This is a genomic window from Psychrobacter sp. KH172YL61 (genome assembly GCF_007182895.1).
In the GTDB taxonomy this organism is placed as follows: Bacteria; Pseudomonadota; Gammaproteobacteria; order Pseudomonadales; family Moraxellaceae; genus Psychrobacter; species Psychrobacter pacificensis.
This window is the reverse complement of record NZ_AP019516.1, coordinates 1,151,289-1,170,196: the sequence shown is the minus strand read 5'-3', so window position 1 is coordinate 1,170,196 and position 18,908 is coordinate 1,151,289. Positions and strand designations below refer to the sequence as shown.

At 45.6% G+C, this 18,908-nt stretch carries 15 protein-coding genes and 4 pseudogenes; 6 read left to right on the top strand and 13 right to left on the bottom strand.

Features of this window, described 5'->3' with window-relative positions:
- Positions 1-21: 21 nt before the first annotated feature.
- From clpB to PKHYL_RS06110, 13 genes and pseudogenes are all read right to left on the bottom strand, one after another.
- A pseudogene (gene clpB, locus PKHYL_RS06150) lies at positions 22-2,615 on the bottom strand (ATP-dependent chaperone ClpB).
- A 306-nt stretch (positions 2,616-2,921) separates the two neighbouring features.
- A complete protein-coding gene (locus PKHYL_RS06145; RefSeq protein WP_240366226.1) occupies positions 2,922-3,074 on the bottom strand; it encodes a hypothetical protein in 153 nt (50 codons plus the stop codon).
- 485 nt (positions 3,075-3,559) lie between these two features.
- Positions 3,560-3,892 (bottom strand): SDR family NAD(P)-dependent oxidoreductase, encoded by a 333-nt coding sequence (locus PKHYL_RS17290; RefSeq protein ID WP_332835965.1) that lies wholly within the window; start codon positions 3,890-3,892, stop codon positions 3,560-3,562.
- A gap of 14 nt (positions 3,893-3,906) precedes the next feature.
- Positions 3,907-4,341 carry an SDR family NAD(P)-dependent oxidoreductase gene (locus tag PKHYL_RS17285; protein WP_269778274.1) on the bottom strand — a complete coding sequence of 145 codons (435 nt, stop codon included), beginning with the start codon at positions 4,339-4,341 and terminating at the stop codon, positions 3,907-3,909.
- A gap of 73 nt (positions 4,342-4,414) precedes the next feature.
- Positions 4,415-5,170, bottom strand: coding sequence for an AMP-binding enzyme (locus tag PKHYL_RS18615; protein ID WP_442966126.1), 756 nt, complete (start codon positions 5,168-5,170; stop codon positions 4,415-4,417).
- Entirely contained in the window at positions 5,085-5,495 is a 411-nt protein-coding gene (locus PKHYL_RS18610) for an AMP-binding protein (RefSeq protein WP_442966146.1), read from the bottom strand. Before PKHYL_RS18610 ends, PKHYL_RS18615 begins: the two co-directional genes overlap by 86 nt.
- Positions 5,456-6,139: an AMP-binding protein gene (locus PKHYL_RS18605; protein WP_442966125.1), complete on the bottom strand. Its 684-nt coding sequence runs from the start codon at positions 6,137-6,139 to the stop codon at positions 5,456-5,458. The genes PKHYL_RS18610 and PKHYL_RS18605 overlap by 40 nt, the downstream gene beginning before the upstream one ends.
- Positions 6,140-6,497: 358 nt before the next feature.
- Complete coding sequence (locus tag PKHYL_RS17280) at positions 6,498-6,899, bottom strand: hypothetical protein (RefSeq protein WP_269778273.1); 402 nt, start codon at positions 6,897-6,899, stop codon at positions 6,498-6,500.
- On the bottom strand, positions 6,896-7,525 hold the full coding sequence (locus PKHYL_RS17275) for a DNA topoisomerase IB (RefSeq protein WP_269778272.1): 630 nt from the start codon (positions 7,523-7,525) through the stop codon (positions 6,896-6,898). Before PKHYL_RS17275 ends, PKHYL_RS17280 begins: the two co-directional genes overlap by 4 nt.
- A 312-nt stretch (positions 7,526-7,837) precedes the next feature.
- The gene (ppnP, locus tag PKHYL_RS06125; protein ID WP_071001842.1) at positions 7,838-8,122 is read right to left on the bottom strand and encodes a pyrimidine/purine nucleoside phosphorylase; all 285 of its coding nucleotides are present in this window, start codon (positions 8,120-8,122) and stop codon (positions 7,838-7,840) included.
- Between the two features lie 42 nt (positions 8,123-8,164).
- Positions 8,165-9,258: pseudogene (prfB, locus tag PKHYL_RS06120) on the bottom strand (peptide chain release factor 2).
- 115 nt (positions 9,259-9,373) lie between these two features.
- Positions 9,374-10,074, bottom strand: a pseudogene (locus PKHYL_RS06115) (HAD family hydrolase).
- A 235-nt stretch (positions 10,075-10,309) separates the two neighbouring features.
- Positions 10,310-10,846 (bottom strand): gamma carbonic anhydrase family protein, encoded by a 537-nt coding sequence (locus PKHYL_RS06110; RefSeq protein ID WP_071001845.1) that lies wholly within the window; start codon positions 10,844-10,846, stop codon positions 10,310-10,312.
- 271 nt (positions 10,847-11,117) lie between these two features.
- On the opposite strand from PKHYL_RS06110, the gene PKHYL_RS06105 reads away from it, so the two are divergent.
- The 6 genes and pseudogenes from PKHYL_RS06105 (at position 11,118) to PKHYL_RS06080 (ending at position 18,817) form a co-directional block, all read left to right on the top strand.
- On the top strand, positions 11,118-11,447 hold the full coding sequence (locus PKHYL_RS06105; protein WP_240366225.1) for a hypothetical protein: 330 nt from the start codon (positions 11,118-11,120) through the stop codon (positions 11,445-11,447).
- Positions 11,416-11,670 (top strand): hypothetical protein, encoded by a 255-nt coding sequence (locus tag PKHYL_RS06100; RefSeq protein WP_240366224.1) that lies wholly within the window; start codon positions 11,416-11,418, stop codon positions 11,668-11,670. The genes PKHYL_RS06105 and PKHYL_RS06100 overlap by 32 nt, the downstream gene beginning before the upstream one ends.
- A 284-nt stretch (positions 11,671-11,954) precedes the next feature.
- The gene (gene carA, locus PKHYL_RS06095; protein ID WP_071001847.1) at positions 11,955-13,196 is read left to right on the top strand and encodes a glutamine-hydrolyzing carbamoyl-phosphate synthase small subunit; all 1,242 of its coding nucleotides are present in this window, start codon (positions 11,955-11,957) and stop codon (positions 13,194-13,196) included.
- Positions 13,197-13,348: 152 nt separating this feature from the next.
- Positions 13,349-16,610 (top strand): annotated as a pseudogene (gene carB / locus PKHYL_RS06090) (carbamoyl-phosphate synthase large subunit).
- Between the two features lie 325 nt (positions 16,611-16,935).
- Positions 16,936-17,412: a transcription elongation factor GreA gene (greA, locus tag PKHYL_RS06085; protein WP_071001849.1), complete on the top strand. Its 477-nt coding sequence runs from the start codon at positions 16,936-16,938 to the stop codon at positions 17,410-17,412.
- 502 nt (positions 17,413-17,914) lie between these two features.
- Positions 17,915-18,817: a hypothetical protein gene (locus PKHYL_RS06080; protein ID WP_071001850.1), complete on the top strand. Its 903-nt coding sequence runs from the start codon at positions 17,915-17,917 to the stop codon at positions 18,815-18,817.
- Positions 18,818-18,908 lie beyond the last annotated feature (91 nt).

Below are 18,908 nucleotides of genomic sequence, written 5' to 3'. Positions count from 1 at the left end.
AAGACGTCAAGGATAAACTGATTAGCTCATTCTAAGCTTATCAAAAGTTAGCTTGTCATCGGCACCCACATCGACTTTGATAATATCACCAGCGACAAAATCACCTGCTAATAGTTTCAATGACAATGGGTTTTCGATCTCTTGTTGAATGGCTCGCTTCAAAGGACGAGCACCATAAACAGGGTCATAACCCACGGCAACCAATTTATTCATCGCATCTGCTGACAGCTCAATATCCATCTCACGCTCTTGGATACGCTGACGCAATCGATCCAATTGAATATCTGCAATACCTGCCATCTGTGACATACCAAGCGGATGGAAAACTACGATTTCGTCAATACGGTTGACGAACTCTGGACGGAAATGCTGCCCAACAGAATCCATTACTTCCGCTTTGATATCCTCGTAACTTTCACCAACCATTTCCTGAATCTTGTGCGAACCCAAGTTACTGGTCATGATAATGACGGTGTTTTTGAAATCTACCACCCGACCTTGCGAATCGGTTAAGCGACCATCGTCCAATACTTGTAGCAAGATGTTGAACACATCTGGATGCGCTTTTTCCACTTCATCGAACAATATGACGCTATATGGCTTACGGCGTACCGCTTCAGTCAACGTACCGCCTTCTTCGTAACCAACGTAACCTGGAGGTGCCCCTACAAGACGACTGACACTATGTTTTTCCATATATTCACTCATGTCGATACGTACGATTGCATCTTCAGAGTCAAATAAGAAGTTCGCTAGTGATTTGGTCAGCTCTGTCTTACCAACGCCTGTAGGTCCTAAGAATAAGAACGAGCCTGAAGGACGGTTGGGATCAGATAAGCCTGCACGGCTACGACGTACCGCATTGGCCACCGATTCGACCGCTTCGTTTTGACCGATAACACGCTCATGGAGCTTTTCTTCCATTGCGATCATTTTGTCACGCTCGCCTTGCATCATCTTGCTGACTGGGATACCAGTGGCGGCCGCAACCACCTCTGCGATTTCATTGTCTGTGACCTTATTCCGTAGCAATTTGACACCATCACCTTCACCAGTCTGCTCTTTTGCTCAGCCAAGTCAGACTCATGAATACGGCGCTCAAGCTGCGGAATGGTCTCATATTGCAGCTTACTCATGGTCTCATAATCGCCTTCACGACTGGCTTTGTCATAAGCGATACGGGCTTTATCCAGCTCGTCTTTTAGCTGTTGACTGCCTTTGACCAACGCTTTCTCTGCCTGCCAAACTTCATTAAGATCAGCGTACTCTTTTCCAATTCTGCTATTTGCGCATCGAGCACTTTACGCTCAGCTTGCGCGCCAGCATCTTCTTCGTTTTTGAGCACCTCACGCTGCATTTTTAGCTGAATGAGGCGACTATCGAGTTTACCTAATGATTCAGGCTTGCTGTCCATCTCCATACGCAAACGACTGGCCGCTTCATCAATTAAATCAATCGCCTTATCTGGTAGCTTACGGTCAGTGATATAGCGATGGCTCATGCGCGCAGCAGCAATGATGGCACTGTCTTGAATATCGACGCCATGATGCAGCTCGTAACGCTCTTTTAGACCCCGTAATATCGCAATAGTATCTTCGACCGTTGGCTCATCGACCAAAACCTTTTGAAAACGACGCTCAAGCGCAGCGTCTTTTTCGATGTACTGGCGATACTCATCAAGGGTGGTCGCACCAACGCAGTGCAGCTCACCGCGTGCCAGTGCAGGTTTTAGCATATTACCCGCATCCATTGCACCTTCAGACTTGCCTGCACCAACCATCGTGTGCAGCTCATCGATGAACAAAATGACATTGCCTTCTTGTTTGGCCAAGTCGCTCAATACGCTTTTGAGACGCTCTTCGAACTCACCGCGGAATTTTGCCCCAGCGATTAGCGCGCCCAAGTCTAATGACAACACTTCTTTACGGCGCAGACCTTCTGGTACGTCGCCATTGATGATTTTTTGTGCCAAGCCTTCTACGATGGCTGTTTTACCAACGCCCGGCTCACCGATGAGCACAGGGTTGTTTTTGGTACGGCGCGACAGTACCTGAATGGTACGGCGGATCTCTTCGTCACGGCCAATGACTGGATCTAGTTTGCCAAGCTCTGCTTGCTCAGTCAGATTAATCGTGTATTTGTTGAGTGCATCACGCTGATCTTCAGCGTTTTGGTTATTGACCGTATCATCACCGCGCAGCTGCTCAATGACCGCTTTTAGTTTGCTTGCCGTCACACCTGCACTTTCAAATATTTTTTTGGTTTCGCCTTGCTCAGCGAGTGCCAACATGACCCATTCAGTCGCAATAAAATCATCGCCTTCTTTTGCGCCTGACGATCTGCCAAGTTCAGAATTTTGACTGAGTTTGGTTTAGATTGACGTCACCTGTCGGCTCCGAAATGGTCGCTTGGTTATCGAGTGCTTTGGCAACGCCATTTTTTAGCGCTGGAATAGAAGCGCCTGCTTGTTGGCAGATAGATAAATTAGATTCATCTTGTAGCAATACCGCAAGCAAATGCACAGGATCAATGCCCGTATGATCACGACCTAACGCTAGGCTCTGAGCTTCTTGAATCGCTGATTGCAGTTTTTGCGTAAACTTCTCAAATCTCATGTTTATATCCTTTTATAATTAGTATTTTCAGTGGAACTTCTAGGGACTCTCCTAGTCTAGTGCCCACTGTTATCTGTCATTTATATAAGGTATATATACACCTATTTCAAGACGATTACCAAATAAAACCTTACTTAAAACAATGATAATTATTAATAATATTTAAATGGGCTATTAATAGCAGATAAAGGAAGTTAGTAGGTAAGAAATGCCATTTTATTGATGTAAATTCAAGAGAAATCTCCGTTGAATACGGTAATAAGCAATGCACTTATTGAGTATAGACCCAATCATAATCCGACTATGCTACTCCACAATTTCGATAAGCGTACCAAGTATCTCCGATACCATAATCTCATCCATCTCGGTATTGGTCACCGCGATACAACCATCGGTCCAATCGCGTCGTTGATTCAACCAGCCCAAATGTCCAAAGCCATTCATTTGCCCATGAATCATAATATCGCCGCCCGGATTGACCTCTAATGACTTCGCTCGTGCCTTGTCTTCATCATTTAGATAGCTAATAAGGTATAAATCCCAACGGGCGTACGCTGATCGCCTTATTGTTGCTTATGTCCCGATGGACTACCCCCTAGCGCAATACGATACGACCTAATGGCTTTACCATCGCTCATCAATGTTAAGACACGATCTGATTTGTCGACGAAGACTCGATCAATAACTACAGACGTAGGAATAGGTTTTTGGATGTTGAGGAGTTTTTGGCATAAGCAATAGCACTGGTGCTTACAGTAGCAGCAAGGCTAATGCCTATAAGTAACCAATACATGCGCTGCTCATTTGGCGGGTGAAATTTATTATAAAAAATGACATAGGCTTTGATCCTCATGATGAGTTTTTTGTCATTAATCATATGTATCAAAGCACTATGTCAGACTATTTAGATAAGTTTTGTGCAAAACGAATGAATTACTCAAATGTTACACCATACGAATTGCACCATCTAAGCGGATCACCTCGCCATTTAGATAAGCATTATCAATGATATGAGTGACCAATTTGGCAAACTCATTGGGAGCGCCCAAACGCTTGGGATAAGGCACGCCTGCTTCTAGCTGCTCGCGGGCTTTTTCAGGAATGCTCTCCATCATCGGGGTAGCAAAGACACCTGGCGCGATGGTCATAACGCGGATGCCATGACGTGCCAGCTCACGAGCCAGCGGCAAGGTCAGACCAACCACCCCTGCCTTGGAAGAAGAATAGCTGGCTTGACCCACTTGACCATCAAAGGCTGCGATAGAAGCTGTATTAATAATAATGCCTTGATCTACATTCTTTTGTACATGGTTTTTTCTGCATGCTCGCCTGCATTGCTATCATTCGCTATGCGTTTGGCAATGCTAGCCGCGACCAAACGGGCGACATTAAATGAACCCACCAGATTGACATTGACCCCGCGGCTAAATGCCTCAAGGTCTGCTGGATTGTTATCACGATCTAGCAGCTTTTGTACCACTACGATACCCGCACAGTTGATTGAGCCTTGTAAGCCGCCGAAAGCTGACTCAGCCATCTCAACCGCTGATTGCACCTCATCGCCTTTAGTGATATCACAGCGCACAAAGCGCGTACTATCACCCAGCTCAGCGACCAGTGCTTGCCCTGCTGACTCATTGAGATCAGCGATGACGACGTTGCCGCCTTGATAGACAATCGCACGAGCCACTGACTCACCCAAACCTGATGCACCGCCTGTGACCAAAAGCTATTCTCTTTAATTTGCATGTTTATTCCTTTAAATCTTCATTTTTTATTAGCTGTTTTCTATGAATTATCTATAAACGCTCTATCGGGTAGTTACGCGGCAGATAAACTGCGTAGCAAAAGCGTTGAATTTTGCCACTTGGTGTTTTTGGTAACTCGGTCACAAACTCGACCTCACGTGGATAGGCATGAGTGGATAGACGTTTGCGCACCAGCTCTTGGATTTCTTTGGCGATTTGCTCGCTACCTTCGACGCCTTCTTTTAATACCACATAAGATTTGATCGTATGTCCACGCACTTCGTCTGGCACGCCCACAGCCGCAGATTCTGCCACTGCGTCATGCTCTAAGACGGTGTTTTCGACATCAGTGGGTCCCACGCGGTAACCTGCCGTAATGATAATGTCATCATCACGTCCTGAAAACCAGTAGCTGCCGTCACTATGACGCTCAACCACATCGCCTGTCAGATAGTAGTCATCAACGAAAGCTTGTTTTTCATTCCAGCTATAACCACGGAAATAAAACGCAGGTGACTGGCTGACCACGACTGCTAACTGTCCTTGCTCACCATCTGGTAGTACATTCATCTCATCATCCAATACGACCAGCGTGTGACCTGGTAGCGCCATTCCCATCGAGCCAACTGGTGATTCGTGTTTTAGCGCATGATGCGCACAGCACGTCATGCCCGTTTCTGTTTGACCGTAATGATCTTTTACCTGACAGCCCAGATAGGTCTCAACCCAGTTGACGACCTCGGTATTCAGCGTCTCCCCCTGCCGAGTTGGCACAGCGCAAAGCGAGTTTGGCGTTATTGTCTTCATTAACGTTGTCAAAAACGCCGCTGGATTTCATCATGCGAAATGCTGTCGGTGAAGAGGCCAAATTGGTGATCTGATGACGCATCATAAAGTCGCGCGTATTGGTCGCGTCAAATCCTGCTTCATTAAAATAAGTCGTGATCCCTAATAGCAGTGGCCCTGTGATGGCGTAATACAATCCATACGCCCAGCCAGGATCGGCCATGTTCCAATATTGATCGTCTGCGCGTAGGTCAATGGCATAACGCATATAGAGATAAAACGCAGGTAAGGCTGATAATGGCACACTCACGCCTTTTGACTTACCGACTGTCCCTGAGGTAAACATCTGCAAAATGGTGCATCCGTATCGAGCATAACGGGTTCTATCGTTTGCGCCTGTGATTCCATGGACTGACGGTAGTGATCGTCACCCCACGTCTGAGCATCTTCAGTACTGCCGACCAATACCATTTTGGTTTGCACAGCCAAATCATCAAACTTGCTGCGGTTCTCTACATTGGTAAAAACGACTTTGGTATCGGCTTTATCCATGCGATATTTGATTGAGTCATAGCCAAAAGCGGTGAATAATGGCTGATATACCGCGCCGATGCGCCATGTTGCCAATACAACGGTCAGTAGCTCAGGTGTACGCGGTAGCATCGTCGCTACTTTGTCCCCCGCTTTTACGCCATACGACTGTAGTAAGTTAGCGACTTGCGCACTGGCTTTATCAAGCTCACCAAAGCTCATGCGCGTGACATTGCCTGCCGTATCTTCGTGTACCAGTGCAGCATTATCCGCGCGGCCATCACGGACATGACGACCACAGCACGCCATATAGGCATTTAAGCGATCGTCGACATGTTCGCCAAAGATTTCTGACAGCAATGTATCCATGTCAAAATTATTATAATAATCGGTATAGTTTTTTGGTGTCGTTGAAGCATCTGTGTGACTGAGGGTAGGAGTTTGAGAAGCGGTATTCATAAGCTAATCCTTTAGCAATAGCAGATAAAATGATATTCATATTGTAAAACGGTCACATCCTATAGACCGTTTAATATCTTTGTATTTAACATGCTCTATTAGTAACGTATTTTTATACTTATTTCAATACATAACGTATCATTTTTATTTTATATAAATAAGCATGACCTATAACTATTTATCATCAAATAGCTAATAGTAAACTTAAAAAACTTGTAGGATCAAATATTTAAATTATTTTTGAAGTACTTTCTCAAGAATCGATATTTAACGATCAGCACTGAGAAAACCTAGTAAGGCTTTCTCCTCACAGCTTTGGTATTTTTTCGTACGACCGCGGCGTGCTTGTTTGTAGTCATCATAAAATTCCCCCTGCCAAAAAACGCTCAATAATGATGGGGTGAATATACGACGCGCGGCATACGGTTGGCGTATTGCCCAGCTCTGCCGCCACGCTTTTTACCATATCGGTGACCAGCTGCTGACGCTCAGCACTTTCTGGTGCGCTGGCAAGTATGTTAGCGCCTGCCGTCGTTTGTAGCTCATCATATAGATAACTTGCCGCGAGTACACTTGCCATCCATGTTCGAAAATCTTTTGCACTATATAATTTGCTTTCGCAGTCCATACCGCATGTATGCATTCGCAAGTAGTCGTTGATATCGCTACTGTCGACGACTTGTTTATGTCCATTGTCATCTAAGTATTTAAATATTTGATAGCCCGGCAGCTCAGAACATGCCTGCACGATGTCAATCAAACGCTCATCTTGCAGCTCAATGTGGTGTTCTTTGGCGCTTTTCCGACAAAATCAAACGCCAGTCCATTATCCGTTTCGCTGACATGCTTACTACGTAGCGTACTCAGACCATAGCTTTTATTTTGCTTGGCATAGCGGCTATTACCGATACGAATCAACGTGGTTTCAAGCAATTTGACCACGGCAGCGAGTACATTGGTGCGTGACAATGATTCTGCTTCCAAATCTGTCTCGACCTGCGCGCGTAAATTGGGCAGCGCCTCTGCAAAGCCTATCATTGCATCAAACTTGGCTTGGTCACGAATATTATTCCACGAGGGATGATACAAGTACTGCTTGCGTGATTTTTCGTCGCGTCCTGTCGATTGCAGATGGCCTTTTTCGTCTTGGCATATCCACACCTCTGACCACATGGGCGGTATCACCAATGCATCAAACCGCTGACGCAACGCTTTGTCTTTGACTGTCTTGCCCGTTGCATCACGATAGGTAAAGCCGCGGCCCCAACGTCTACGCTCATAACCTGGTTCGTCGTCACTCACATAACGCAGATTGGCACGGCGTGCGAGACGCTCATAGTCATGGCGCACATCCTGCGTTGTCGACTGCTCATTTGTTTTGCCCATAAAAACACTCTTCTAATAATTTTATGGTTTTAGCATAATCAACTGCGCTTATTTTTGCTGTTTGTTTGCCACGGACAAAGTGTAATCCTGTGTAAAATAAAGCCACTCGCCCTCGCCGATCATGATCTTTGGGCGCACTTATGGCAAAACTATCTCACGTTCTATGAAACCAGTTTGCCATCAAGCACGACGGAGACGATGTGGCGCAATCTGCTTGATAAGGGTAAGCTAGAGAATGACATGCCCACAAAAAAAGCCAAGCATCAAATACTTGGCTTTTTTTATTTTGATACTACTTTACAATAAAAGTGATTATTTACCGTATACACATAAATAAGCGGTTTCGACGTCAACTTTTACTTGGAATTTTTGATTGGCTTCAACGGTGAAGTGCTCGCCAGCATTAAACGTTTGCCATTCATCACTCTCTGGTAGCTTGACCATCAATGCACCGCTCACCACGCTCATGGTCTCAAACTCACTGGTGCCAAATTCATACTCACCAATTTCCATAACACCTACCGTTGCAGGCTTGGTTGCTGTTTGAAAGGCAATCGAAGTGACTTTATTATCAAAATAATTATTTACGCTTGGCATAATCTTCCTTAATTACATGTTAGTTGGTATTTGAATTCTATTTTATAGACCTGCTTTTAGACTGGCTTCGATAAACTGATCGAGGTCGCCATCTAGTACCGCGCCCGTGTTGAAGGTTTCAACGCCGGTACGCAGATCCTTGATACGAGAATCATCGAGCACGTATGAGCGAATCTGGCTGCCCCAGCCGACATCAGACTTATTGTCTTCAACCGCTTGTTGTTTTTCCATACGTTTTTGCATCTCAAGCTCATAGAGCTTAGCACGCAGCATCTTCATTGCCGTGGCTCTGTTACCGTGCTGACTACGCTCATTCTGACAAGTCACCACCACACCACTTGGCTCATGGGTAATACGTACCGCAGAATCTGTCGTGTTGACGTGCTGACCGCCCGCTCCTGAGGAGCGATAGGTATCGATACGCAAATCCGCAGGATTGATGTCAATCTCGACATTATCATCAATCTCAGGCGAGACAAACACCGCCGCAAATGAGGTATGACGACCATTGTTGCTATCAAATGGTGACTTACGTACCAAACGATGGACGCCAATCTCGGTACGCAGCCAACCAAACGCATAATCGCCTTTAATCTCAATGGTGGCCGACTTGATACCCGCGACACTGCCAGCAGACACTTCAATCACATCTACCTTAAAGCCATGAGCTTCCGCCCAGCGTGTATACATACGCAGCAGCATCTCCGCCCAGTCTTGTGCTTCGGTGCCGCCACTGCCCGACTGGATATCCAAGTAGCAGTTGTTTGGATCCATCTCGCCGCTGAACATACGGCGGAACTCTAGATCAGCCACGCGCTGCTCAGCATCATCTAGCTCGCTTTGCACGTCAGCTAGCAAGGACTCATCCTCTGCTTCTACCGCCAACTCTAGCATGGCAGACGCATCTTCTAGCGTGGTTTCAAGAGAGCACCACATCGATGACACCATCAAGGTGGCTTTTTTCTTTATTGATCTTGGTGGCACGCTCTGGATCATTCCACAGCTCTGGGTTTTCTAGCTCTAAATTGACTTCTTCTAAGCGTTCTTGCTTACCATCGAAGTCAAAGATACCTCCGCAAATCCTGCCCGCGCTCGGATAAATCTTTAATCTGTTCTTGATACGGATTGATTTCCATAAGTGTTCCTGTTTTTCTAAAAAAATAAATAACGCATTTGGCGCTATTTTAAATGAGATTAAGCATAAATGGTTGTCTAATTATTCTTGTTCCTACTATTACTAGATTAAGCAATCTAGATTGACCAATCTTCTATGGCCCAGCGATGCGCCAAGGCATGAGCATGTAGCGCCTCATCAGGTGACACACAGATCGCCACATCCGCCCATTCTAGCAATGGAATGTCGTTTTTGGAGTCTGAATAGGCATAGGTTTTTCAAAGGTGATGCCCGCTGCTTGCTGCTTATCAAGCCACTTATCTAAATGGTAGATCTTGCCTGCCTGAAAGTTTGGTTTATCAGTCAGCTTGCCCGTATAACGATTGTCTTTGATCTCAAGCGGCGTAGCCAATACATTGGCTGACTCAATGCCAAAGCGCTTGGCAATAGCGGACACCACAAAATCGTTGGTTGCAGAAATAATCACCACATCGTGCCCTTGCTCAATATGCTGGCACAATGCTTCCATTGCTTTTGGGCGAATATGCGGCTCAATTTCACTTTTGATATAGTCTTCTCTTAGCTTATCAAGTCTATCAAGCGGCAGACTACTCAAAAACTGCGCGACGAATTCATTGTACTCTGTCGCATCTAACGTCCCTTCGATATAGTCATTATAAAACTTCTGGTTGGCTGTACGGTACTCAGCCTCATCGACAAGGTCGTGCTTGACGATATACTCACCCCACAGATAGTCACTATCGACATCCAGTAAGGTATGATCTAAATCAAATAACGCCAGTTGTTTTTGTTGTTTTTGTGCTGGATTTGCCTGCATGGTGAGACCTTATCGTTGGTTGCGAAAAATATGAATCTTTTAGGGCGTGTTGAACATTCGCAAATAGGCACTGCTGATCGCTAAAATGGTTCCAGACAAGGCACAAAGCGACGATAATGCAGATGCCTTAGCGAGATTTGTAACGCAGTATGGGGCAATTTTAGCATCAGACCTAACGATAAAAGCAGAGGATAGGACTCTTTTTGCCGCTTCATCGTTAAAAATAAGCGCTTAGTTAATCAGGCATCGCTATTTCTGTTAAACCTGTTTTGAATTTTTGACAACGCTCAGCATAATGCAGCGCTGACATTTTCAACATCGCTACTTGCTCATCTGTCAGTGTCTTGACCACTTTTGCAGGTGCGCCCATCACTAGTGAGTTATCAGGAATAACCTGACCTTCAGTAATTAAAGCTTTCGCCCCTATCAGGCAGTTTTTACCTATTTTGACATTATTGAGTACCACCGCACCGATACCAACCAGACTGTTATCACCGATCTCACAGCCATGCAGCATCGCTAGATGGCCAATAGTCACGTAATCACCGATAGTCACTTTGATACCTGCATCAGTGTGAATCACACTATTTTCTTGCACATTACTATAGTCGCCGATATGAATACGATCGTTATCGCCGCGTATCACCGCACCAAACCAAACATTGGCCTGATGACCCAAATACACATCACCGATTACTTGTGCTGAGTCAGCAATCCAACCGTTGAACGGTACAGCAAACTCAGGGGTTTTGTCTAAATATTTAAATATCATCGTTTTTCCTTAGTAAGGGATAATGTTATTTTGGAGTAAGTCATTGGTTATACCACAATCATTTTTATGCTTATTTGATTCGCATGTCAAAGAAGCATCTCACTTTGGACCTTTGGACCATAGCCATAAAAAATATATTTTACAGTATACAATCCCATTTAATACCTTATCGTATGTCCACTTTATAGTACAATTAGCAAGGCCAACATTCTCATTTTGCTATCGTAGCGCCTGCCCTAACAAGTACCGCTACCCTACTAAGGACGCATCCATGCTTCGCGAAACACACGTACCTATTATTATCTTGTTGGCAAGTAGTGTGATCATCACCGCGCCCAGTTATGCTGAAGATACCTCAAGTTTGGAGAGAGCCGGTGACATTGTTGCGGTTGCCATACCTGCCATTGCTTATGGCAGCACGCATTATATGAATGATAAAGAGGGACGTCAGCAATTTTATCAATCATTTGCTACCAATCTTGCCGTGACCTATGCTGTGAAGTCAACCATTAATAAAGAGCGCCCTGACCATAGCGACAATGACTCCCTTCCCATCAGGACATACTTCTTTGGCATTTCAGGGCGCAAGCTTCATTCATAAACGCTATGGATTAGAATATAGTATTCCAGCTTATGTTGGCGCAACTTTTGTGGGTTATAGCCGTGTTAAAGCGGAAAAACATGATGTGGCTGATGTATTTGCTGGTGCAGCACTAGGGGTTGCCAGTAGTATGTATTTGACCAAAAGCTATAACGATCAGCTTCTCCTCACAACCAATCTTGCGCCTGACTATTACGGGCTGTCTATCCACTACCAGTTTTAATCACTCAGTTTTCCCTTGATACTAGCCATAAGTTACTATTTTGTATATAATACGCAAAATCTGTGCCTAAGCGAGCGGACATGATGCAAGTTACCTATTCACTATCTAGTGGGTTTTGTAGTTTTCATCAATAATGTCTTCTCGCTTTTTTGTGGAAAATTTTTGTGTGTCGTCCTTTTATTACTTCTATATGACAACAGTCAAATGCCGTAAATAAAAGGATACGGAGCAATTTTAGACCAACAAAACATGATGGCACTCACCAATAACAGCGGAGGCAATCCTTGAATTCATCGGTAGAAACACAAGCAATTTTGGCACTAGCAGACGGTACAATTTTTCGCGGTGTCAGTATCGGCAGCCTAGGTCATCGTGTTGGTGAGGTCGTATTTAATACCGCCATGACAGGGTATCAAGAAATTCTAACCGATCCAAGTTATGCGCGACAGCTGGTGACCTTGACATATCCGCATATCGGTAATACAGGCACCAATGCCGAGGATACCGAGTCTGGTAACGGTCACAAAGTATGGGCAGACGGTCTGATCATCCGTGACGCCACTATGGCCACTTCTAACTTCCGCAACTCTGAGTCGCTTAGCGACTATCTACAGCGTAACAATACCGTCGCTATCGCTGAAATTGATACACGCCAGTTGACCCGCCTATTACGTGATAAAGGCGCACAAAACGGTTGTATCATGACTGCCTCAAACGGTGAGACGATCAGCGTTGAAGATGAGCAAAAAGCGATTGAGCTGGCACAAGGCTTTGCAGGTCTAAAGGGCATGGATCTGGCAAAAGAATGCTGCACGACAGAAAGCTTTGAATGGACAGCAGGCACATGGGATCTATCAGACACCCTACTCAACCGTGACGTGGCGGGTAGCCATGACAGTGGTACTGGCGGCTTCTTTAAGCAGCTCGGCACTCATATCGATGCCAAATTCAACGTCGTCGCTTATGACTTCGGTAGCAAAACCAATATCCTACGTATGCTCGTCGACCGCGGCTGCCATGTGACGGTTGTCCCAGCACAAACGCCTATTGCTGATGTGCTCGCGATGAACCCAGACGGTATCTTCTTATCAAATGGCCCTGGCGATCCTGCCGCCTGTGACTACGCTATCGACGCCGTACGTCACATTATTGAAGAAACAGACGTACCAACGTTTGGCATCTGCTTAGGTCATCAGCTAATTGGTCTTGCCAGCGGCGCCAATACCATCAAAATGAAAACGGGCCACCATGGTGCCAACCATCCAGTACAAGATCTAGCGACTGGCACAGTGATGATCACCAGTCAAAACCATGGCTTTGCGGTTGATGAAGACACGCTACCAGAAAACGTTAAGTCAACGCATCGCTCATTATTCGATGGTACTAACCAAGGCATCGAGCTGACCAACAAGCCAGTATTTAGCTTCCAAGGTCACCCAGAGGCCAGCCCTGGCCCGCATGATTGTGGTCCGCTATTTGATAAGTTTGCTGAGATGATGGAAGCGGCTAAAACTGCTCAAGCTTAACGATTCATTATAACTTGATAATAAGTCAATGCTTGAATCGCTAAAAGCGGTTTGAGCAGTACTGTAACAACGCATTGTAAGTATAAAACGCCATAAGCGTTATCAAAAATAAAGATTACTTAAAATATCATCAAACGAAGGTAGCTCTAACTATGCCAAAACGTACCGACATAAAAAGCATTCTTATCATTGGCGCAGGCCCCATCGTTATCGGCCAAGCGTGTGAGTTTGACTACTCAGGCGCACAGGCGTGTAAAGCACTACGCGAGGAAGGCTACCGTGTCATCTTGGTCAACTCAAACCCTGCGACCATCATGACCGACCCTGTCATGGCAGATGCGACCTATATCGAGCCGATCACGTGGCAGACGGTTGAGCAAATCATTGCCAAAGAGCGTCCTGATGCAATCTTGCCAACCATGGGCGGACAGACCGCGCTCAACTGTGCGCTAGATCTAGATAAGCATGGCGTACTGACTAAGTACGACTGCGAGCTAATTGGCGCCACCAAAGACTCAATTGAGATGGCAGAAGATCGCGACTTATTCGACAAGGCGATGAAACGTATCGGCCTTGAGTGTCCGCGCGCTGAAACGGCTGAAACGATGGAAGAAGCTTTTGCCACGCAAGAAAAGATGGGCTACCCTGTATCATTCGTCCCTCATTCACCATGGGTGGTTCGGGCGGCGGTATCGCTTATAACCGCGATGAGTTCATCGAGATTTGTGAGCGCGGCTTTGATTTATCACCAAATCATCAGCTACTCATCGATGAGTCACTCATCGGTTGGAAAGAGTACGAGATGGAAGTGGTTCGTGACAAAAACGACAACTGCATCATTATCTGTGCCATCGAAAACTTTGACCCAATGGGCGTACATACAGGCGACTCAATCACTGTCGCACCCGCGCAGACCTTGACCGATAAAGAATACCAAATCATGCGTAATGCGTCATTAGCAGTATTGCGTGAGATCGGTGTCGAAACAGGCGGCTCAAACGTCCAGTTCGGTATCAACCCTGATACGGGACGTATGGTCGTCATCGAGATGAACCCACGTGTATCACGCTCGTCTGCCCTCGCCTCAAAAGCGACTGGCTTCCCGATTGCCAAAATCGCGGCAAAACTGGCAATCGGTTATACGTTAGATGAATTGCAAAATGACATCACAGGCGGCAAAACGCCAGCCAGCTTTGAGCCTGCGCTTGATTACGTTGTCACCAAGATACCTCGTTTTAACTTTGAAAAATTCCCACAAGCGGACAACATCCTATCGACTCAGATGAAATCGGTTGGCGAAGTGATGGCGATCGGTCGTAACTTCCAAGAGTCGATGCAAAAGGCATTACGCGGTATGGAAACTGGCGCGGATGGTTTCGATGAGCAAATTGATTTATCCAAAGTCAGTGCTGAGAAGGCTCGTAGTGAGATTATCAACCGCTTAACCATTCCAACGCCTGAGCGTATCTATTACGTTGCTGATGCCTTCCGTGTCGGTATGAGCGTTGATGACGTATTTAATTACACCAAGATTGACCCGTGGTTCTTGGTACAAATCGAAGACATCGTTAAGACTGAAGCGACGGTAAAATCACTCGGCTTTGGTGGCTTAAACGAAAACAACCTACGTCGCTTTAAGCGTAAAGGCTTGTCAGATTTGCGTTTGGCTAAATTGCTTGGTATCTCACAAAAGCAACTACGCAAAAAGCGTTGGGATTTAGGCGTCTATCCCGTGTATAAGCGTGTCGATACCTGTGCTGCAGAGTTTGCGACCAGCACCGCTTATATGTACTCAACCTACGATAGCGAATGTGAAGCCAATCCAACTGACAAGAAAAAATCATGGTCATCGGTGGCGGCCCTAACCGTATCGGTCAAGGTATCGAGTTTGATTATTGCTGTGTACATGCAGCGCTTGCCATGCGTGAAGACGGCTATGAGACCATTATGGTCAACTGTAACCCAGAAACGGTTTCAACCGATTATGACACCTCCGACCGTCTGTACTTTGAGCCAATCACATTAGAAGACGTGCTAGAAATCGTCCGTATCGAAAACCCAGACGGTGTGATTGTGCAGTTCGGTGGCCAAACGCCATTGAAACTTGCGCGTGCGCTAGAATCAGCGGGCGTAAAAATCATCGGTACGAGTCCTGATGCGATCGACCGCGCTGAAGACCGTGAGCGCTTCCAACACATGATTCAGCAGCTAAACCTTGTACAACCATCGAACGCTTTAGCAACCAGCTTAGAAGATGGCTTGGTTAAAGCAAAAGACGTGGGCTATCCATTGGTGGTACGTCCATCTTATGTGTTAGGTGGCCGCGCGATGGAAATCGTCTATAACGAAGATGAGCTAAAACATTACCTGCGCACCGCAGTACAAGCCTCAAACGAAGCGCCTGTCCTGCTTGATCGCTTCTTAGATGACGCTATCGAAGTCGATGTCGACTGCGTATGTGATGGTAATGATGTCGTCATCGGCGGTATCATGCAACATATCGAACAGGCAGGTGTCCACTCAGGTGACTCAGCATGTTCACTACCACCATATTCATTGTCTGATGAGCTATGTGATGTGATGCGCGCCCAAACCATTGCTATGGCAAAAGAGCTTGGCGTTGTCGGTCTGATGAATGTTCAGTTTGCGGTCAAAGGCGAAACCGTATATATTTTGGAGGTGAACCCACGTGCTGCACGTACCGTACCGTTTGTCTCTAAGTGTATCGGTACTTCGCTAGCTCAGGTCGCGGCTCGCTGTATGGCTGGCACCTCGCTCAAAGACCAAGGCTTTACGACTGAGATTGTTCCAGCATTTTATGCGGTCAAAGAAGCGGTGTTCCCATTTGCTAAGTTCCCAGGTGTTGATCCCATCTTGAGTCCTGAGATGAAATCAACAGGCGAAGTCATGGGCGTGGGCAAAACCTTTGGTGAAGCATTTTACAAAGCTATCATCGGTAGTAATGAGCGTCTGCCGGGTCTGCCTACTGAAGGCGAGACCAAGACGGTCTTTATCTCAGTTCGTGATAGCGACAAAGGACAAATCGCCCCAATCGCCCGTCAGCTTGCAGATTTCGGTTTTAATATCGTATCAACCACTGGCACGCAAAAAGTACTGAGCGACGCTGGTATCGAAAGTCAGCAAATCAACAAGGTCACTGAAGGTCGCCCGCACATCGTTGATGCCTTGAAAAACGGCAAAATTGACCTGATTATCAATACGACCGAAGGCAAGCAGGCACAAGAGGATTCGTTCTCTATCCGCCGTAGTGCGCTACAGGGCAAGGTATTCTATGTCACGACGTTAGGCGCAGCCGATGCGGTTTGTAAATCTTATGCCATTGACTTACCGTTTGATGTCTATAAGTTACAAGATTTGCATGAGCAAGCAAAGTCTATTGACGCGGCTGAATAATTTCAGTAGATTAAGCATAACCGCTAAGCTTATATAAAAGCTTAGCCAAGACTTGTTATTGATTATTTTGTGATAATCATACGTTAAAAAAACAATATCTTGAAAGAGACAAACCTACAAAAGCATAGTGGCTGAACTGCGACTATGCTTTTTATTACGTAAGGTTCAGTGCGCTTGGTGCTAAAAGTAGAGGTGCTAACACACAACAGCCTATTTACTAACGACACCATCTGAACCCCGCTCTTTTATATTTCATACTCATTGCAACAACACTGGCACCATCTCCTTATGAGATGGTGTGGTGTTATTGGTTTAAGGAAAAAACATGCAACGTTATCCCATGACTCCGCAAGGACATGCAGCTTTAGAAGCTGAATTAAAACAGTTAAAAAGTGTCGACCGTCCACGCATCACCGCATCGATTGCTGAAGCCCGCGAGCACGGCGATTTAAAAGAAAACGCTGAATACCACGCTGCCCGTGAGCAACAAGGCTTTTGCGAAGCGCGTATTCGTGATATCGAAGCCAAGCTTGGCGGCGCACAAATCATCGATCCTTCAACATTGCCAAAAGAAGGTCGTGTCGTGTTTGGCGTCAGCGTCATAATCGAAAACATGGACACTGAAGAAGAAAAACAGTACAAAATCGTCGGCGATGATGAAGCCGATTTCAAGGCTGGCAAAATCTCAGTTAACTCACCGATCGCTCGTGGCCTCATCGGTAAGTTTGAAGGCGATGAAGTACGTATCGAAACGCCAAAGGGCGTGGTGGAATACGAAGTGATGAAAGTTATCTACGACTAATAAGACTCACTATTTCTGGTCATCCGTAGGCGTGATGCTTTCAAGGCTGGATGAAAGGCGCTTTGAATAATAGCTCTTTAAATACTAGTTCTCTTAAATAGCAAACATGTTTGACAGTGACAGATACGGCTGGCTATTCGCTACCCAATAACATGAATATAAGCAACATTACGTATTGATAGCATTTATACCGTTTCGGTTACACAATGCAGCTTTTATACACGATTTGTTTTGGCACATAATTATTTGAGTTTTTAGTGCATCGTAATTTTTATATTAGGTGATATTACCCACATAATATCGATGTAAATTTATACTGAAGCACTTTTACTCAAAATAATGATGGTCTGATTATAGACACCGACTATCGTCAGTACTGATACCCTCGTTATTTGGCATACTTTTTGGTGTCATTTAGCGGGGGTTTTGCTTGTTTAGACGTTAATTATTGCTGTTTTACTTATTGCTGCTTTTTTTTATTGATACTGTTAAGGAGTCTATTATGACCATGAAATCTTATACACCATCAGCACTAACCACCACGGTATCTGCAATGCTCGCAGGTATGGTGCTTGCATCCTCAGCCCATGCCGATCCTGAGATTGCGATTAGCTCATCTGCTGGTGGTAGCACGACGGTAGTTGAACAATACTCTGATGGCAAAACAGCCACTATTACTGCGACACCTAACGGTATCACCATGCAAGATGGCATGCCTTATGCCGTGACAAAAGTGACGACTGTGCCGCGCTATGTCGTTCGCCAATCTCCTGTGGTTCAAGGCAGCACGACTGTCACAAGCGTACCTGTAACCAATCGAGTGACCAATAGCGTCACCAAGGTAGACGTCGTCACGGCGCCAGTTAGCACTGTGACACAAGCCCTGCCTGTCACTACCGCTACTCCATTACCTGTGATGAATGCCCCAGCGACAACCGTCATCACTAACCAGCCATCTATCCATCCATCTGTGAGCAATCAAATCACGACGACCACGTTAGATACCTTGCAATTGACCCCGACTTTTAGCACGCCGGGTGTCGTCAATGCAAACACCAAGGTCATGAAAATCATGAAGAATAGTGCTGGACGTGAAGTTGCGGTGCCTGCCAACCATATCGCCCCTGGTGATATCATTGAGTATCACACCACATACACCAACACCACGGCACAGCCAGTTAATGACATCAATGCTATGGTTTCATTGCCAAGCGGCGTCCAGCTGGTATCGTTAAATAGCCCATTACCAACGTTTGCCACCACTGGCGGCGACACTTATAAAACCATTCAGCAAGTTGGCAATACCGTTGTTGTGCAAGAAAACTACTCTGGCCTGAAATGGAACTTAGCAAATCTTAATGCCAATGGTAATCAAACCGTCGTGATACGTGCCAAGGTTCAATAAATAATGCACTCACTACAAAATACGTATCTTTAACAGTATCATGTTGCAAAGGGTCTTGAATATTCAAGGCCTTTTTTAATGTATGTCATAT

Coding starts and splice junctions, on each gene's coding strand:
- PKHYL_RS06145 (WP_240366226.1), bottom strand. CDS start 3,074: ATGATTCATGGGCAAATGAATGGCTTTGGACATTTGGGCTGGTTGAAT.
- PKHYL_RS18615 (WP_442966126.1), bottom strand. CDS start 5,170: ATGAAGACAATAACGCCAAACTCGCTTTGCGCTGTGCCAACTCGGCAG.
- PKHYL_RS18610 (WP_442966146.1), bottom strand. CDS start 5,495: ATGTTTACCTCAGGGACAGTCGGTAAGTCAAAAGGCGTGAGTGTGCCA.
- PKHYL_RS18605 (WP_442966125.1), bottom strand. CDS start 6,139: ATGAATACCGCTTCTCAAACTCCTACCCTCAGTCACACAGATGCTTCA.
- PKHYL_RS17275 (WP_269778272.1), bottom strand. CDS start 7,525: ATGGGCAAAACAAATGAGCAGTCGACAACGCAGGATGTGCGCCATGAC.
- ppnP (WP_071001842.1), bottom strand. CDS start 8,122: ATGCCAAGCGTAAATAATTATTTTGATAATAAAGTCACTTCGATTGCC.
- PKHYL_RS06110 (WP_071001845.1), bottom strand. CDS start 10,846: ATGATATTTAAATATTTAGACAAAACCCCTGAGTTTGCTGTACCGTTC.
- PKHYL_RS06105 (WP_240366225.1), top strand. CDS start 11,118: ATGCTTCGCGAAACACACGTACCTATTATTATCTTGTTGGCAAGTAGT.
- greA (WP_071001849.1), top strand. CDS start 16,936: ATGCAACGTTATCCCATGACTCCGCAAGGACATGCAGCTTTAGAAGCT.
- PKHYL_RS06080 (WP_071001850.1), top strand. CDS start 17,915: ATGACCATGAAATCTTATACACCATCAGCACTAACCACCACGGTATCT.